Raw genomic sequence first — 15,936 nt, forward strand, 5'->3', positions numbered from 1 at the left:
TCCGATTCTAGGCGCCGGCCTCACGTCGCCGACCTCGGGAGGGACCTCGGGCGAACGGGTCACGCGCGCCCGGTCCAGACGCGGCGGACGCGCAGGTCGGCGTCGAGCAGGACGGCATCGGCCGGGCTCCCGATCTCGAGCCTGCCGAGGTCGGGACGTCCGATCGCGCGGGCCGGAGTAGCCGTCAGCGCCGTCACAGCTGTCGGCAGCGCCACGCCCGCGGCGACGGCCGTCCGCAGCGCGGCATCCTGCGTCAGGGTGGATCCGGCGATCGTGTCGTCGGCGAGCCGCGCCACGGAGTTCTCGACGCGCACCGCGAGCGCCCCGAGCACGTAGTCTCCGTCGGCCGATCCGGCGGCCGCCATCGCGTCGGTGACGAGCGCGATGCGCCCCGGTGCGGCGGCGAAGGCGATCCGCACCACCTCGGGGGCGAGGTGCACGCCGTCGGCGATGACCTCGAGCGTGACGCGTGGGTCGGCGGTGGCCGCGCCGATCGGACCGGGCTCACGGTGGTGGAGGCCCGGCATGGCGTTGAAGGCGTGGGTGAGGATCGTGGCGCCGGCGTCGAAGGCCCGTCGGGCGGTCTCGGCGTCGGCGTCGGTGTGACCGACGGCGGCGGCCGCACCCGCGGCGACGATCCGCTCGATCGCGGTGAGCGCGCCCGGCAGCTCCGGAGCGATCGTGACCTGGCGGATGGTGCCGCGACCGGACTCGAGCAGCCGCGCGACGGCGTCGGCCACGGGCCCGATGAGCAGTTCCGGATCATGGGCGCCGTGATGCCCGGGATCGAGGAACGGCCCCTCGAGGTGCGAGCCGAGCACCGTGGCATCCGTTTCCGCGAGGTCGGCGATGGCGGCGACCCGTCGGACGAGGTCGTCGACGGATGCCGTGACGAGCGAGATGACCGCTCGGGTCGTGCCGTGCGCCCGGTGCAGCGCGCGCGCGGTGCGGATCGTCTCGGCACCGTCGTCGTATGCCGCGCCGCCGCCGCCGTGGCCGTGGATGTCGATGAAGCCGGGAGTGAGGATCGCGCCGGGGCCGGCGGCATCGGTGGCATCGACGACCTCGTCGACCGGTTCTTCGGCGACGGCATCGCGCCACGCGCCGCCGGTGCCCTGCGCGGCGACCCGCCCGTCGCGCACGACGAGCCAGGAGTCGGGCATCTCGCGGCCCCCGTCGACGAGCCGAACGGAATGGATGACGCGGTTCAGACCGTCCATGCGACCTCCGGGGAAGCGGGGAAGCGGATGCCGAGGGTCGTCCACAGCGGTCCGAGCGCGCCGACGCGTTCGCGGAAGGACTCCCACGTGCGGTTGTCTGCGCTGCCGGTCGCAGCCGACCAGGCGGCTTCAGCGGCCGCCGCGATGCGAGGGAAGGCGAGTGCATCGATGTCGTCCAGGTCGCGGACGGTCTCGGTCCACAGCGGCGCTTCGACCCCGAGGATGTCGTCTTCCGAGATGCCGGACACGACCTCGCCGGGCTCCCACGAGTAGGCCCGTTCGAGGCTCGTCGGACCGTTCGCCCAGGTCAGGCCGAGGGGAGCATCGGCCGTCGGTTTCATGTCGAGGTACACGGCGTCGGCGGGCGAGAGGATGACGCGGCCGCCGCGCGCGACGAAGGCCCGCGCACGTTCGTCGGCACCGTCGGTCGGCGAGACGAGGCCCCAGTACTGGCCGATCGTGCCGGGCGCGAGATCCGCGGCGGCGCCGGCCTCGTGCCAGGCGATCGGCGTCTTGCCGAGGTCGGCGATGACCCGCGAGGTGCGGGCCACGAAGGCCGCGAAGTCCTCCGCCGGGGTGCCGTGCGCCTCGTCACCGCCGAAGTGCAGGTAGGGGCCGGGGGTCAGCTCCGCCAGCTCCGTCAGGACGTCGTCGACGAAGGCATCGGTCTCGGGTGCGCCGATGCGCAGCGACGAGAAGCCGACGCCCATGCCCGTGTACGCCTCGCCGGCGACGGGAGCGGGGCCGCCCGCGGCATCCCACCCGTCCAGCGCCGGTGGCGCGGCGACCTCGGGGTAGGGGAGCCCGACGGCGTGGGTGTGGCCGGGCATGTCGAACTCGGGCACGACGGTCATGTGGTTCGCCGCGGCGCGGGCGATGATCGCGCGGTAGTCGTCGGCCGTGAAGAAGCCGCCGGCGCCGCCGCCTACCGCGCTCGCCGCCGCCCGGGCGGTGAGCTCCGGGCGGCGGGTCAGCGCGAGCCGCCATCCCTGGTCGTCGCTGAGGTGCAGGTGCAGGACGTTGAACTTGAGGCTCGCCGCCCGCTCGAGGTAGGCGGTGACGGTCGCGACGTCGTGGAAGTGGCGGGCGACATCGAGCATCACGCCGCGATACCCGAAGCGGGGGGCGTCGTCGATGTCGACCCCCGGAATCACCCAGCCGTCGGACGAGCGGGTGATCAGCTGGCCGAGAGTCTGCACGCCGTAGAAGAGGCCCGCGGAGTCGGCGCCCCGGATCGAGATGCGGCGGTGGTCGACCGACAGCCGGTACGACTCGGGCGGTCCGTCGCTGTCGACCGAGAGGTCGATCGCGGCGCCGTCGAGCTCCGCGGCGCTGTCGGGCTCCGCGGTGCCGGCGGCCGCGGTGAGGTGCACGCCGGTCCGGGTCAGGACGAGCCGGTGCAGGACGCCCGCGGCATCCGGGTCTCCCGTCACCGCGACGGTGTCCGTCAGGGTGAACGTCACCCCCTTCGCGGGCGTGACCGAGGCGGGCAACGGGACCAGCGGCAGCGACATCAGCGCGCCCCTATCTGTAAGGGTGCCTAACAAACTTTGAGCCAGCGTATCAGTGCGGCATCCGTTATGCTCGACGCGTCGCGACTGGCGTTGAGGTGGGCCACCACCGGGGAGCGACCGACACGGCATTCGACCGCACGCCTGGGCCGATGTGGAACCTTCACTGCTCGTAAGCTCCGTCCCGAAAGCCGTCGTCTGGAGATCGTCATGACCGATTCGTACTTCAACGCCCCGCTCGCCGAGGTCGACCCCGAGATCGCCCAGGTGCTCGAGCGCGAGCTCGACCGCCAGCGCGGCTACCTCGAGATGATCGCGTCCGAGAACTTCGTGCCTGTCTCGGTGCTGCAGTCGCAGGGTTCCGTGCTCACCAACAAGTACGCCGAGGGTTACCCGGGTCGCCGCTACTACGGCGGCTGCGAAGAGGTCGACGTCGCCGAAGAGCTCGCGATCGAGCGGGCCAAGGCGCTCTTCGGCGCCGAGTTCGCCAACGTCCAGCCCCACTCGGGCGCGACGGCCAACGCCGCCGTCCTGCACGCGATCGCGCGCCCCGGTGACACGCTCCTCGGCCTCTCGCTCGACCACGGCGGCCACCTCACCCACGGCATGAAGATCAACTTCTCGGGCCGGCTCTACGACATCGTCGCCTACGGCGTGAACCCGGACACCTCGCTGATCGACATGGACGAGGTCCGTCGCCTCGCCCTCGAGCACAAGCCGAAGGTGATCATCGCCGGCTGGTCGGCCTACCCCCGCCAGCTCGACTTCGCCGCCTTCCGTGCGATCGCGGACGAGGTCGGCGCGTACCTCTGGGTCGACATGGCGCACTTCGCCGGTCTCGTCGCCGCCGGTGTGCACCCGTCGCCGGTGCCGCACGCCCACGTCGTCTCGTCGACGGTGCACAAGACCATCGGCGGCCCCCGCTCGGGCATCATCCTCACCAACGACGCCGACCTGGCGAAGAAGATCAACACCGCGGTCTTCCCGGGCCAGCAGGGCGGCCCGCTCATGCACGTCATCGCCGCGAAGGCGACGGCGTTCAAGCTCGCCGCGACGCCGGAGTTCAAGGAGCGCCAGGAGCGCACCGTGCGCGGCGCCGCGATCATCGCCGACCGTCTGACGCAGCAGGATGTCGCGGGTGCCGGCATCGCCGTCCGCTCGGGCGGCACCGACGTGCACCTCGTGCTCGTCGACCTGCGCGACGCGGCGATCGACGGCAAGCAGGCCGAAGACCTGCTGCACGAGATCCACATCACCGTCAACCGCAACGCGGTGCCCAACGACCCGCGCCCGCCGATGGTCACCTCGGGCCTGCGCATCGGGACGCCCGCTCTCGCGACCCGCGGCTTCGGCGACGCCGAGTTCACCGAGGTCGCCGACATCATCGCGCTCGCGCTGCAGCCCGGCGCCGACCTCGATGCCCTGCGTGCTCGCGTGGCGACGCTCGCCGACGCCTTCCCGCTGTACCCCGGCCTGCAGCAGTAACCCGGCGTCGCCGGTCGCCGACCGGTCGCCGAGAACGCACCCTCCCCGCGAGAACGCACCCCGCACGGTACGTTCTCGCCCGGAGCGTATGTTCTCGGCGACCGCGCCCCGGCGACCGCGACCCTCTCGAACGGAGAACGACATGACCGCGCAGAAGCTCGACGGGCGGGCCACCGCCGCTGCCATCAAGACCGAACTGGCCGACCGCGTCGCCGCGCTGAAGGCCCGCGGAGTCACCCCGGGCATCGCGACGGTGCTCGTCGGGGCCGACCCGGCATCCCAGCTGTACGTCGGGATGAAGCACCGCGAGTCCGAGGCGATCGGCATGAACTCGATCCAGATCGAGCTGCCGGCCGAGTCGACGCAGGCGGAGGTCGAGGAGGTCATCGACCGCCTCAACGCCGACCCGACGTGCCACGGCTACATCGTGCAGCTGCCGCTGCCCAAGCACCTCGACACCGACCGCATCCTCGAGCGCATCGATCCGGCGAAGGATGCCGACGGCCTGCACCCCGTGAACCTCGGGCGTCTCGTGCTCAACGTCAACGACCCCATCACGACGCCGCTGCCCTGCACGCCGCGTGCCGTCATCGAGCTGCTTCAGCGCAACGGATACGACCTCGCGGGCAAGAACGTCGTCGTCGTTGGGCGCGGTGTCACGATCGGCCGGTCCATCGGCCTGCTGCTGACCCGCCGCGAGATCAACGCCACGGTGACCCTGACCCACACCGGAACCGCCGACCTCGGCGCGCACCTGCGCGAGGCCGACGTCATCGTGGGTGCCGCGGGCGTGAAGCACCTCGTCACCGCCGCGGATGTGAAGCCCGGCGCCGCCGTCCTCGACGTAGGCGTCACCCGCGAGAACGACCCCGAGACCGGCAAGTCGAAGGTCTACGGAGACATCGCGCCGGATGTCGCCGAGGTCGCGGGCTTCCTCTCGCCCAACCCGGGCGGCGTCGGCCCGATGACCGTCGCTCTGCTGATGACCAACGTCGTCGAGGCCGCCGAGCGCGCGACCGCCTGAGCCTGCTTCGTCCACCCGTCGACTCGCCAGAAAGTGCGGATGCCGGCCCGCCCGGATCCGCGTTCTCTGGCGAGTCGACGGGAGCTCAGAGGAAGCGGGAGAGGAAGGCGCGGGTCCGGGGCTCGCGGGGAGCGCCGAACACCTCCGACGGCGCGCCCTCCTCGACGATGACGCCCTGGTCGAGGAAGACGACGCGGTCGGCGACATCCCGCGCGAACGCCATCTCGTGCGTCGCCATGAGGATCGTCGAGCCGGACACCGCGAGGTCGCGGACGAGCTCGAGCACCTCGCCGACGAGCTCGGGGTCGAGCGCCGAGGTGATCTCGTCGAGCAGCAGCACCTCGGGATCGGTGGCGATCGCGCGGATGATCGCCGCCCGCTGCTGCTGACCGCCCGAGAGCCGGTCGGGGTGCTCCCCGGCCTTGTCGGCGAGCCCGATGCGCGCGAGCAGGTCCCGCGCACGCGCCTCCGCCTCGCGCCGGGGCACGCGGTGCACGACCCGCGAGGCGAGGGTCACGTTGTCGAGCACGGACAGGTGGGGGAAGAGGTTGTAGCTCTGGAACACCGCTCCCAGCCGCGCGCGCACCGCGTTCGCGTCGACCCGGGGGTCGGAGATGTCCGCGCCGGCGAGGAGGATCTGCCCGTCGTCGATCGGCTCCAGCAGCCCGAGGCAGCGCAGCAGCGTCGACTTGCCCGAACCGCTTGCGCCGATGAGGGCGACGACCTCGTTCCGGGCGAGCGACACATCGACGCCGCGCAGCACCTCTTTGTCGCCGAACGACTTGCGGATGCCGCGGGCGTGCAGCACGTCGGCAACGCTGCCGGGCTCGGTGTCGGGCGCGGTGCCGGGTCGGTTCCAGCTCACAGGATCGATCCCGTCTGCTCGCGGCGTCGGAGCCTCGCGGTGTACCAGTCCGTCAGTCGGATCGTCGGGATCGCGAGCAGCACGAACAGCACGCCTGCCACGACGTACGGGGTGAAGTTGTAGGTCGTCGCGACCACGCCCCGCGCCTCGGCGATCGCGTCGAACGCCGCGAGGATCGAGATCAGTCCGACATCCTTCTGCATGGAGATGAAATCGTTCATGAGCGGCGGGGTCATCTTGCGCAGCGCCTGCGGCAGCACGACCCGCACGAGGGTCTGCGGGTAGCTGAGCCCGAGCGCGCGGGCGGCGAGACGCTGCGACGGATGCACCGACTCGATGCCCGCCCGCACGACCTCCGCGACGTAGGCGGAGTACGTCAGCGTGATGGCGAGGACTCCCAGAAGCACCGGATCGATGCGGGTGTTCAGGATCGTCGGCAGCCCGAATCCGATCAGATAGAGCACGATGACGAAGGGCAGACCGCGGAAGAGGTCGGTGTAGGCCGCGGCGATCAGCCGGAGCGGGAAGAACACCGGTCCGCGCAGGGTCCGCAGCAGCGCCAGCACCAGCGCCACCGCGGCGACCGTGAAGACCGAGATGGCGAGCACCTGCAGGTTCACGAGGAAGCCCTGCCACACCTCGGGGAGGGCCTGCAGCGCGACGGCGGGGTCGAAGAAGCTCCGCTGGACGGTCGCCCAGCCCTCCGTGTTGATCACGGTCACCCAGACGACCGCGGCGAAGGCGAGTGTCGAAGCGACGGCGATCAGGACCGACCGGCGCTCGCGGCCGCGCCGATACGCTCGGCGCTCGAGTTCGAGCGCGCTCGGGACGGAGGTGGTCACGGATAGACGCTAGCGCGCCCTCACTGGAGGAGCGTCACGCCCTCCGTGAGTCCCGAGAGCCACTTCTGCTCGAGCTCGGCGAGGGTGCCGTCCTCGCGCAGCTCGTCGACGGCGGCCGTCACGGCGGGGGTGAGCGGCGAGTTCTTCGCGAGCAGCAGGCCCCATTCGTCCTCGATGCCCGCCTTCGGCAGCTCGCCGACGAAGAACGAGTTCTCGATGTAGAAGTTGACCGCGAGGTAGGCGGTGGGGGTGTCGAGCACGATCGCATCGATCTGTCCCGCGCCGAGCGCGGCCACGGCATCCTCGTTCGAGTTGTACAGGCGAGCCTCGGCGTCGGGCGCGACCTCTGCGAGGGTCTGCGCGCTCGTGGAGTTGGCCATCGCGCCGATCGTGAGGTCGGTCAGCCCTGCGATGTCGGAGACGCCGTCGGCCGCGCCGCCCCGGATCGCGACGATCGACTGGCTCGCGGAGTAGTAGGGCGAGGAGAAGTCGACGCCCTGCTTGCGCTCGTCGGTGATCGTGTACTGCTGGACGTTGATGTCGAAGCTCTTCGGACCCGGCGCGATCGCGGCCTCGAAGCTCGTGCGCACCCACACGACGTCGTCCGGTGCGAACCCGAGCTTGTCGGCGACGGCGTAGGCGACGGCGGCCTCGAACCCCTCGCCCGACTCGGGGTCGTCGTCGACGAAGTACGGCTCGTAGGCCGTCTCGCCCGTGGCGAAGGTGAGCTTGCCGGGGGTGACGTAGTCCTCGGCAGCGGGTCCCGACGCGGCATCGCCCGAGGCGGCGGGCGCGGGCGAGGACGAGCAGCCGGCGAGGACGATCGCCAGAGCGGCGACGCCGATCGAGGCGGCGCGGACGAGAGAGCGGGACATCGGGGAACCTCCGGGTGCGGATGCCGCGCATCGGCGTGCTGTCACCGGCGGCTGCATCCATTCTCACCCGGCCGGGATGCCGCGGCGCGCGCGGGTCGTCGTGTTACGCGGCCTCCCTGCAGGCCCGGCTGCGGGCCCGAACCCCGCGAGGTCCCACTTGGGCCGGGTAAGCGCGGCTCACACCCGGCCCAAGTGGGACCTCGCAGGGGTGGACCCGCGGGGGTGGGGTCGGGCAGGATCGGCGGCGTGCGAGACGACGGCGGTGGGGGAGGGTGCAGGGGAGCGGGGGCGATGACGACGCAGCGGCTGCGCTCGCACCAGCTGAGCGAACCCGCGTCGTCACTCGGCGAGGCCGGGGCTCACATGCTCGCCGTGCAGGCGCAGGAGTTCTGGTCGGGTCGATGGGCGCTGGCCCTCCGTACTGCCGGCGACCCTTCGTTGAGCGAGGTGGATGCCGCGTTCGAGGACGGCACGCTCGTGCGCTCATGGACCCAACGCGGCACCCTGCACATCGTGCGCTCGGTCGACCTCGCCGGGATGCTTGCGGTGACCGCCGACCGGCAACAGCGTGCCGCGGCGGGCATCCTGCGCGGGCTCGCGATCGACGAGGCGGTGCTGGCGACGGCTGAGCGTGCCGCCCGACAGGCGCTGCGCGGCGGGAACCGGCTCACGCGCGACGAGTTCGCCGACCTCCTGCGCGGTGCCGGCATCGGGACCGAGCGCTCGCGCGGCAACCACATCCTCTCGGCGCTCGCCGTCCGCGGGGTGCTCGCCTTCGGCCCGGTGGTGCCGCGCGAGGGTGGACCGACCCGCGACCAGTTCTTGGTCGCCGTGGACGAGTTGCCGTCCGGACGGGTGCCCGATGATCCGTTGGCCGAGATGTTCGCCGGCTACATCCGCTCGCACGGACCGGCCCGCGTCGAGGATTTCCGCTGGTGGGCGGGGCTGCCGATCGGAATGGCACGACGTGCGGCCGAGGCGGCCGGCGACCGCGTGGTCGAGATCGAGGCCGGACTGTTCGCGGCACCGGGCGCGGGGCCCGGCGTGCCGGCATCCGTTGCCGGGGTAGACCCGGAGCGCGACAGCGGGGATGTCGTCGCCCTGCCCGCCTTCGACGAGTACTTCCTCTCCTACGCCGACCGGACGACCGTCTGCGCCCCCGACCTCGCGGCTCGGATCGGCCCCACCCTGAACGGTCAGGTCGTACCGATCCTGGTCTCCGGCGGGCGGGTCATCGGCACCTGGCGCCACTCCGTCGACGCCGGGCGGCGCCATCTGCCACCTGAGCCCGCGCTCGTGACAGACCCAGCGGTCGCGGCATCCGCGATCGAGGCGTCGCTCGACCGGGTCTCGCGCTTCCTCGCCGGCTGAGCTCCCGCGTGGCGGTGCGCTAACTCCTCACACCCGCGGCGGCCATACGTCCGCACCCGCGCGAGCTCGTGATTCCGGCCTGCCGACGGCGTGAATCTGAGGAGCTATGGCGCGCCGGCCGCGAGTCAGCCGGCGGCGTGGCGGTCGAGGAAGGCGTAGACCTCGCCGTCATCGACACCGGGGAAGTTGCCGCGCGGCAGCGGCGAGAACATCTGCATGTGCACGCGGGCGCTCGGCCAGGCCTTGCCCTCCCATCGCGACGTCAGGTCGGGGTCGGGCCGCCGGCAGCATGACTCGTCGGGGCACGTGGATGTCGCCCGCTTCTGCGTCTCGCGGCCGCGGAACCAGCGGGCGTCGTCGAACGGCACGCCGACGGTGATCGAGAACTCGCCCTCGGCGGTGGTCCCGGTCTGGCTCGAGCACCAGAACGTCCCGCCCGGGGTGTCGGTGTACTGGTAGTGCTCGACCGTGCGGTTCTGCTCCTCGAACGCCGACCGCGCCGAGAAGGCCCGGCACACGACCTGGCCCTCCACGCTGCCGGTGACGTCCATCGGCAGCGGCAGGCCGTCGTTCTCGTAGACCCGTGTGATGGCCCCCGCGCCATCCACGCGCAGGAAGTGCAGCGGGATGCCGAGATGCCGGGTCATGAGGTTCGTCATGCGCATCCCGGCTGCCTCGTGCGTCACCCCGAACGCGTCGCGGAAGTCCTCGACCGCGAGGTTGCGGTCCTTCTTCGCCTGCGACAGGAACGCGACCGAGGCCGTCTCGGGCATGAGGCAGCACGCGGCGTAGTAGTTGATCTCGAGGCGCTGCTGCAGGAAGTCGGCGTAGTCGCTCGGGGGAGTGTGGCCGAGCAAGCGGTGCGCCATCGCCTGCAGCGCCATCGACCGCAGGCCGTGACCGCCCGGGATCGAGGCCGGCGGAAGGTAGATGCGCCCGTTCTCGAGGTCGGTGACCGAGCGGGCGGAGTGCGGGAGATCGGCGACGTAGAGCAGCTCGAACCCCAGCTGCTCGGCCATGATGCTCACGGTGCGGTGCGTCAGGGCACCCGAGGTGTGGCCGGCCGCCTTGAGCTGCTTCTCGGCGAGGCGCTCGATGTCGGGCAGGTAGTTCGCGACCTCGCGCATCCGCAGGCGCAGCTCCGTGTTCGCACGCCGGGCTTCCTCCGGAGTCGCGATCGCCTCGCGCTCGCGGCGCTGAAGTTCGCGATGCAGTCCGAGGATGGACTCGAGCGTGTCGTCGCTCATCGTCTTGCCCGCGCGCACCGGTGCGATGCCGAGTCGCCGGAAGACGGAACTGGCCTGCGCCCGCTCCAGCTCGAGCTCGAGGGCGGCCCGGCGGTTCGGGGGCTCCGGGGAGAGGAGGTCGGTCACGTCGGTGCCGGTCGCCGACGCGATCGCCTGCAGCAGCGAGAGCTTCGGCTCGCGTCGACCGTTCTCGATCAGACTCAGCTGGCTGCCGGCGACGCCGACCTGAGCGCCGAGCTCGTCGAGTGTCAGCCCGCGGGCGACACGGTGATGGCGGATGCGGTGCCCGAGGGTTGCGAGTTCGATTCCGGATGCGGCCATTCCTTGATCATAGGGAAAGAATCGGGTTTCTTGAAAGCATTGGACGCAGCAAGACGGGGTATTCATGCGTTGAAATCGTCAGGTATCACCGATCTCGCCGCCGACGTAGGAGACCGACATGGCCATCGCCGACCTCTTCACCCGCCCCGCCGTCACCGGCACAACCGCAGCGGGCGTCGCTCCCCGCCGCGCGCGGCCCGACCTCGGCGCCCGGCCGTCGGCGGCATCCGGTCCTCTCGGCGATCTCGTCGCCTGGGTCGACGAGATCGCCGCGCTCACGCAGCCCGATCGGGTCCACTGGGTCGACGGGTCGGCGGCCGAGAACGACGCACTGCTGCGCGAGATGGTCGACGAGGGCAAGCTCATCAAGCTCAACCCCGAGTGGCGGCCCGGGTCGTACCTCGCGCGCTCGCACCCGAGCGACGTCGCCCGCACCGAGGCGCGGACCTTCATCGCGTCCGAGCGCGAGGAGGATGCCGGCCCCACCAACAACTGGGTCGCACCCGACGACATCCGGGCGACCATGACGCCCCTGTTCGCGGGTTCGATGCGCGGGCGCACGATGTACGTCGTGCCGTTCTCGATGGGGGCGGTCGGCGGCCCGCTCTCGCACATCGGCGTGCAGGTCACCGACAGCGCCTACGCGGTGGCGTCGATCGGCATCATGACCCGCGTCGGGGCGGCCGTGCTCGATGAGATCGCCGGCGGCAAGCCCTGGGTCAAGACCGTCCACTCGGTCGGCGCGCCGCTGGCGCCCGGCGAGGCGGATGTCGCGTGGCCGTGCAACGACGAGAAGTACATCGTCCACTTCCCCGACACCCTCGAGGTCTGGTCGTTCGGGTCGGGCTACGGCGGCAACGCCATCCTCGCCAAGAAGTGCTTCGCGCTGCGCATCGCGTCGGTGATCGGCCGCGATGAGGGTTGGCTCGCCGAGCACATGCTGCTCATCCGGGTCATCGACCCGGCCGGCAAGGCGTACCACGTGGCCGCGGCGTTCCCCTCGGCCTGCGGCAAGACGAACCTCGCCATGCTGCGCCCCACCATCCCGGGCTGGCGCGTCGAGACCCTCGGCGACGACATCGCGTGGCTGCGTCCGGGATCCGACGGGCGGCTGTGGGCGATCAACCCCGAGGCCGGGTTCTTCGGCGTCGCGCCGGGCACCGGCGAGTCGACCAACGTCACGGCGGTCGAGACGCTGTGGGGCAACACGATCTTCACGAACGTGGCGCTGCGTCCCGACGGCGACGTCTGGTGGGAGGGGCTCACCGACGAGGCGCCCGCCGAGCTCATCGACTGGGAGGGCAAGCCCTGGACCCCCGACTCGGGCCGACCGGCCGCGCACCCCAACTCGCGCTTCACCGTCAGCGCCGCTCAGTGCCCGCAGATCGCGTCGGATTGGGATGCCGCCGAGGGCGTGCCACTCGACGCCATCCTCTTCGGTGGTCGCCGGGCGACGAACGTCCCCCTCGTCGTCGAGGCGACCGACTGGACGCACGGCGTCTTCATCGGCTCGAACATCTCGTCGGAGCGCACGGCGGCGGCCGAGGGGACGCTAGGGGAACTGCGCCGCGACCCCTTCGCCATGCTGCCGTTCTGCGGCTACAACATGGGCGACTACTTCGCCCACTGGCTGAAGGTCGGGCAGAAGCTGCGGTTCGACCGGGCCCCCCGCGTCTTCCAGGTGAACTGGTTCCGCAAGGGCAGCGACGGGCGCTTCCTGTGGCCCGGGTTCGGCGACAACTCGCGCGTCATCGACTGGATCGTGCGGCGCCTGAATGGCGAGGTCGACGCGGTCGACAGCCCGATCGGACGACTCCCGCGCGCCGAGGACCTCAACCTCGACGGCATCGAGGTGTCGCAGCGCGATCTCGATGAGCTGTTCGCGGTCGACACGGACTCGTGGCTGCGCGAGGCCGACCTCACCGAGGAGTTCTACGACACCTTCGGTGACCGGCTGCCCGCGGCCCTGCGTGCCGAGCTCGAGGCCCTGCGCTACCGCCTCGGCCACCGGGCCTGACCCCGGCCCGCCACGAGAACACACCGTCGCCGCGAGAACGCACCGGAAAGGGTGCGCGTTCGCGGCGATGGTGCGTTCTCGGCGTCAGACCAAGAGCTGGTGCTTCGCGAGGTCGCGGTACAGCGGGACCGTGGCGACGAGCTCGGAGTGCGTGCCCTGACCGACGACCCGGCCGTGGTCGAGCACCACGATGACGTCGCTGTCGACGACGGTCGAGAGCCGGTGCGCGATGACCACGAGGGTGCGGCCCGTCGCGACGGCGTCGATCGCCTCGCGCATCCGCTGTTCGTTGAGTCCGTCGAGCGAGGACGTCGACTCGTCCAGCAGCAGGATCGGGGGCGCAGCGAGCAGCGCGCGGGCGATCGCGAGGCGCTGACGCTCGCCGCCCGAGAGCATGACGCCCGCTTCGCCGACGGGCGCCTGAAGACCGAGCTCGCTGCGCTCGAGCACATCGCCGAGGTTGACGGCGCGCAGCACACGCTCGCACTCCGCGTCCGTAGCCCCGGGCGAGGCGAGGCGCAGGTTGTCGGCGATCGTGCCGGCGAGGGTGGGGGCGTCCTGCTCGACGTAGCCGAGCTGCGCGCGCAGCTCGGCCCGGGGGAGGGACCGGATGTCGTCACCCCCGACGAGCACCGCTCCGCCGGTGACGTCGTAGAACCGCTCGATCAGGGCGAGGGCCGTCGACTTGCCCGCACCCGAGGGACCGACGAGGGCCACGCGCGCACCGCGGGGAACGCGGAAGCTCACGCCGCGGAGCACCTCGCCCTCGGGGACGGCGGTCGCTCCGGCTGTCGCTGCGGACGAGGCGGCGGCGTCTGCGCCGTTCGCCGGCGAACCCGTCTCATCGGCCGTGACCGCAGCGACCGCCGAGGTGTCGACGCGTGCGTCCGCGAGGGTGCGCAACGCTTCGTCGGATGCCGAGCGCCGGGCGGCGACGACGGCCTCGGGGTATCGGAAGTGCACGTCTCGGAACTCGATCGCGACATCGCTGTCGCCCGAGACGGCTACGGTGGCTGCAGCATCCGGATCGGCCGATTCCTCCGTGGGCAGGTCGAGCACCTCCTGGATGCGGCCGAGCGCGCCGAGCGCCTGATTGACGGAGGTGATCGCCCCGAGGAACGACGCGAGCGGCTGCACGAGGAAGAACAGGAACATCACGAACGTCACGAGGCTCGCGATCGAGATGGCGCCCGAGGCGACGCGGTATCCGCCGACGCCGAGCACGACGAGCAGTGACAGCTGCAGCGCGACGCCCGCGACGGGCACGACGAGGGCCGACGCCTTCGCGACGCGCACGCCCGCGTCATAAGCCTGGCGTGCGGCCCCCGTGACGGCGGCCTCCTCGCGCTCGGTCGCTCCGGCGGCGCGGATCGTGCGGATCGATCCGATCGCCCGCTCGACACCCGAGGCCAGCTCGCCGACCCGTTCCTGCTGTTCGCGCGTGGCGCGACGGATGCGGGTGCTGAGACCCACGACGACGGCGACCGAGGCTCCGATCACGATGACGATGAGCAGCAGCAGCAGCGGGTCGATGAAGAGCATCGCGACGATCGCGCCGACGAAGATGAGCGCGTTGCCGACCGAGTCGGCCAGCCCCTGGGTGAGCACGGCGTAGAGCAGGGTCGTGTCGGTGCCCACGCGCGAGACCAGGTCGCCGGTGCGTCGGGCGTCGAACTCCGAGATCGGCAGTCGGAGCAGGCGTGCGATGAGCCGGCGGCGGCTGGAGAACACCACCGCCGTGCCGGTGCGCTGGAGCAGATAGTGCTGGAAAGCGCCGATGGCCGACGAGACGACGACGAGGATCACGAGCGCCCACACGAGGATGCCGAGGGTGTCACCCACCTGCACACGCTCGATGACCTGCCCGACGACGAGCGGCTGGCCGAGCGTGGCCACCGCCTCGACGATGCTGAGTACCGCGACCGCCACCAGCACGCCCTTGTGCTCGAACAGGTACGGGAGCAGCTGCGACAGGCGGGCGCGCGGGCCCTCGTCGGTGCGGCGGCGGCTGCCGCGCATGCGGCTGCGGGTGTCGGACATGCGGTTCCCTCGGTTCGGCGAAGCTCTCTCCTTCGACCGTACTTCTTTCATCGAGGGTGGTTGTCCGTCCGCGGTATCGATGGAAGAGTGCCCGGATGCGTTCGATCACGAAACGTCAGGCGGCACCGCTTGCCGCGGCCGCGTTCGTCGTGCTCACGCTCGCCGGCTGCACCGGCCCGGTTGCAGACGGCGAAGCGGCAGAGCCGTCGGCATCCGTCGGTTCCACGCCATCTCCCACCCCGACATCCGACGCGCGCACCGACGAGCAGCAGTTGCCCCTGCCGGTCGATGAGATCGCGGACTGGGCCAAGACAGCGGTGCCCCGGTCTTCGGACACCACCGGCATGGGGACGCTGTCGGGGTGGCTGAGCCAGCACACGTCCGCACACCAGACGTCGCAGTTCTCGTCGCTCCCCGCCGGGACGTACCAGGCGCAGGTAGCGTGCCGCGGTGCCGGCACGATCACGGTGACCGCGGGCCCGATCGACAGCGCGGCATCGGGCGATCCCGTGACGTGCGACAACAGCACGATCGCCTTCGACGTGACCGTCGAGCAGCCGGGCGTGAGCGTCACCATGGACCTCGCCGGCGACCCCACCATCTACGCGCTCTCGCTGGAGCGGACTGCTTAGCCCCTCAGCGCTCGACGAGAACGCCGTCGGCGTCGGCCCAGACGTGTCGGCCCGGCGTGAAGACCACGCCGCCGATGGTGACCGGAACGTCGACCTCGCCGCGGCCGTCCTTCGCGCTCTTGCGGGGGTTCGAGCCGAGCGCCTTGACGCCGAGGTCGAGCGACGCGATCGCGACACGATCGCGGATCACCCCGTTCACGATTATGCCCGCCCAGCCGTTCTCGACCGCCGACGCGGCGATCAGGTCGCCCACGAGAGCCGACTCGAGCGATCCGCCGCCGTCGACGACGAGCACGGCGCCGCCGCCCGGCGTCGCGAGCACGCGCTTCACGAGCGCGTTGTCGCGATGACAGCGCACGGTGCGGATCGGTCCCGCGAAGGAGGTCCGGCCGCCGAGGTCGAGGAACTGGACGCCGAGCGAGTCGAGCTCGTCGCCGCGTTCGTCATAGAGGTCTGCGGTGGCGGTCGTCATGTCGACAGGGTAGC

General features: G+C 71.4%; 13 protein-coding genes and 1 riboswitch. Of the genes, 5 read left to right on the plus strand and 8 right to left on the minus strand.

All coding sequences use genetic code 11. The features are described from left to right. Nucleotides 1-59: 59 nt before the first annotated feature. Both nagA and ABIC53_RS00815 read right to left on the minus strand, forming a co-directional pair. Complete coding sequence (gene nagA, locus ABIC53_RS00810) at nt 60-1,220, minus strand: N-acetylglucosamine-6-phosphate deacetylase (RefSeq protein WP_274178942.1); 1,161 nt, start codon at nt 1,218-1,220, stop codon at nt 60-62. After that, nucleotides 1,208-2,734, minus strand: a complete 1,527-nt coding sequence (locus ABIC53_RS00815; protein ID WP_354449986.1) for a beta-N-acetylhexosaminidase — start codon at nt 2,732-2,734, stop codon at nt 1,208-1,210. The genes nagA and ABIC53_RS00815 overlap by 13 nt, the downstream gene beginning before the upstream one ends. A 70-nt stretch (nt 2,735-2,804) precedes the next feature. Further along, nucleotides 2,805-2,888: riboswitch (ZMP/ZTP riboswitch) on the plus strand. A 53-nt stretch (nt 2,889-2,941) separates the two neighbouring features. On the opposite strand from ABIC53_RS00815, the gene glyA reads away from it, so the two are divergent. Continuing rightward, nucleotides 2,942-4,216 (plus strand): serine hydroxymethyltransferase, encoded by a 1,275-nt coding sequence (gene glyA / locus ABIC53_RS00820; RefSeq protein ID WP_274178940.1) that lies wholly within the window; start codon nt 2,942-2,944, stop codon nt 4,214-4,216. A gap of 142 nt (nt 4,217-4,358) precedes the next feature. Continuing rightward, a complete protein-coding gene (locus ABIC53_RS00825; RefSeq protein WP_354449988.1) occupies nt 4,359-5,240 on the plus strand; it encodes a bifunctional methylenetetrahydrofolate dehydrogenase/methenyltetrahydrofolate cyclohydrolase in 882 nt (293 codons plus the stop codon). An 85-nt stretch (nt 5,241-5,325) separates the two neighbouring features. On the opposite strand, the gene ABIC53_RS00830 is transcribed toward ABIC53_RS00825, so the two are convergent. From ABIC53_RS00830 to ABIC53_RS00840, 3 genes are read right to left on the minus strand one after another with little or no spacing between them, the layout of a single operon-like run. Beyond that, on the minus strand, nt 5,326-6,105 hold the full coding sequence (locus ABIC53_RS00830; protein WP_407667113.1) for an amino acid ABC transporter ATP-binding protein: 780 nt from the start codon (nt 6,103-6,105) through the stop codon (nt 5,326-5,328). Continuing rightward, on the minus strand, nt 6,102-6,947 hold the full coding sequence (locus tag ABIC53_RS00835) for an amino acid ABC transporter permease (protein ID WP_023955608.1): 846 nt from the start codon (nt 6,945-6,947) through the stop codon (nt 6,102-6,104). The genes ABIC53_RS00830 and ABIC53_RS00835 overlap by 4 nt, the downstream gene beginning before the upstream one ends. A 20-nt stretch (nt 6,948-6,967) precedes the next feature. Next, on the minus strand, nt 6,968-7,822 hold the full coding sequence (locus ABIC53_RS00840) for an ABC transporter substrate-binding protein (RefSeq protein ID WP_112617438.1): 855 nt from the start codon (nt 7,820-7,822) through the stop codon (nt 6,968-6,970). A gap of 291 nt (nt 7,823-8,113) precedes the next feature. Between ABIC53_RS00840 and ABIC53_RS00845 the strand changes: the two genes are divergently transcribed. Then, entirely contained in the window at nt 8,114-9,193 is a 1,080-nt protein-coding gene (locus ABIC53_RS00845) for a winged helix DNA-binding domain-containing protein (protein ID WP_354449991.1), read from the plus strand. Between the two features lie 125 nt (nt 9,194-9,318). Here the strand turns inward: ABIC53_RS00845 and ABIC53_RS00850 are convergent, their stop codons facing one another. Continuing rightward, the gene (locus ABIC53_RS00850; protein ID WP_269267914.1) at nt 9,319-10,761 is read right to left on the minus strand and encodes an XRE family transcriptional regulator; all 1,443 of its coding nucleotides are present in this window, start codon (nt 10,759-10,761) and stop codon (nt 9,319-9,321) included. A 118-nt stretch (nt 10,762-10,879) separates the two neighbouring features. On the opposite strand from ABIC53_RS00850, the gene ABIC53_RS00855 reads away from it, so the two are divergent. After that, entirely contained in the window at nt 10,880-12,778 is a 1,899-nt protein-coding gene (locus ABIC53_RS00855; protein ID WP_354449993.1) for a phosphoenolpyruvate carboxykinase (GTP), read from the plus strand. An 84-nt stretch (nt 12,779-12,862) separates the two neighbouring features. Here ABIC53_RS00855 and ABIC53_RS00860 read toward each other — a convergent pair whose 3' ends face one another. Then, entirely contained in the window at nt 12,863-14,818 is a 1,956-nt protein-coding gene (locus ABIC53_RS00860; protein ID WP_354449995.1) for an ABC transporter ATP-binding protein, read from the minus strand. A 95-nt stretch (nt 14,819-14,913) separates the two neighbouring features. Between ABIC53_RS00860 and ABIC53_RS00865 the strand changes: the two genes are divergently transcribed. Next, complete coding sequence (locus ABIC53_RS00865; protein ID WP_354449997.1) at nt 14,914-15,450, plus strand: DUF6023 family protein; 537 nt, start codon at nt 14,914-14,916, stop codon at nt 15,448-15,450. 4 nt (nt 15,451-15,454) lie between these two features. Here the strand turns inward: ABIC53_RS00865 and rraA are convergent, their stop codons facing one another. Beyond that, entirely contained in the window at nt 15,455-15,922 is a 468-nt protein-coding gene (rraA, locus tag ABIC53_RS00870) for a ribonuclease E activity regulator RraA (protein ID WP_274178932.1), read from the minus strand. Nucleotides 15,923-15,936: the final 14 nt, after the last annotated feature.

Origin of the sequence: Microbacterium sp. 1262 (assembly GCF_040544895.1) — a bacterium.
Taxonomy (GTDB): Bacteria; Actinomycetota; Actinomycetes; order Actinomycetales; family Microbacteriaceae; genus Microbacterium; species Microbacterium plantarum.

What these genes read in the sequence shown, in the direction of transcription:
- ABIC53_RS00815 (WP_354449986.1), bottom strand. Translation starts at nt 2,734, where the DNA reads ATGTCGCTGCCGCTGGTCCCGTTGCCCGCCTCGGTCACGCCCGCGAAG.
- ABIC53_RS00850 (WP_269267914.1), bottom strand. Translation starts at nt 10,761, where the DNA reads ATGGCCGCATCCGGAATCGAACTCGCAACCCTCGGGCACCGCATCCGC.
- ABIC53_RS00840 (WP_112617438.1), bottom strand. Translation starts at nt 7,822, where the DNA reads ATGTCCCGCTCTCTCGTCCGCGCCGCCTCGATCGGCGTCGCCGCTCTG.
- ABIC53_RS00865 (WP_354449997.1), top strand. Translation starts at nt 14,914, where the DNA reads ATGCGTTCGATCACGAAACGTCAGGCGGCACCGCTTGCCGCGGCCGCG.
- ABIC53_RS00860 (WP_354449995.1), bottom strand. Translation starts at nt 14,818, where the DNA reads ATGTCCGACACCCGCAGCCGCATGCGCGGCAGCCGCCGCCGCACCGAC.
- nagA (WP_274178942.1), bottom strand. Translation starts at nt 1,220, where the DNA reads ATGGACGGTCTGAACCGCGTCATCCATTCCGTTCGGCTCGTCGACGGG.
- glyA (WP_274178940.1), top strand. Translation starts at nt 2,942, where the DNA reads ATGACCGATTCGTACTTCAACGCCCCGCTCGCCGAGGTCGACCCCGAG.
- ABIC53_RS00825 (WP_354449988.1), top strand. Translation starts at nt 4,359, where the DNA reads ATGACCGCGCAGAAGCTCGACGGGCGGGCCACCGCCGCTGCCATCAAG.
- ABIC53_RS00845 (WP_354449991.1), top strand. Translation starts at nt 8,114, where the DNA reads ATGACGACGCAGCGGCTGCGCTCGCACCAGCTGAGCGAACCCGCGTCG.
- ABIC53_RS00855 (WP_354449993.1), top strand. Translation starts at nt 10,880, where the DNA reads ATGGCCATCGCCGACCTCTTCACCCGCCCCGCCGTCACCGGCACAACC.
- rraA (WP_274178932.1), bottom strand. Translation starts at nt 15,922, where the DNA reads ATGACGACCGCCACCGCAGACCTCTATGACGAACGCGGCGACGAGCTC.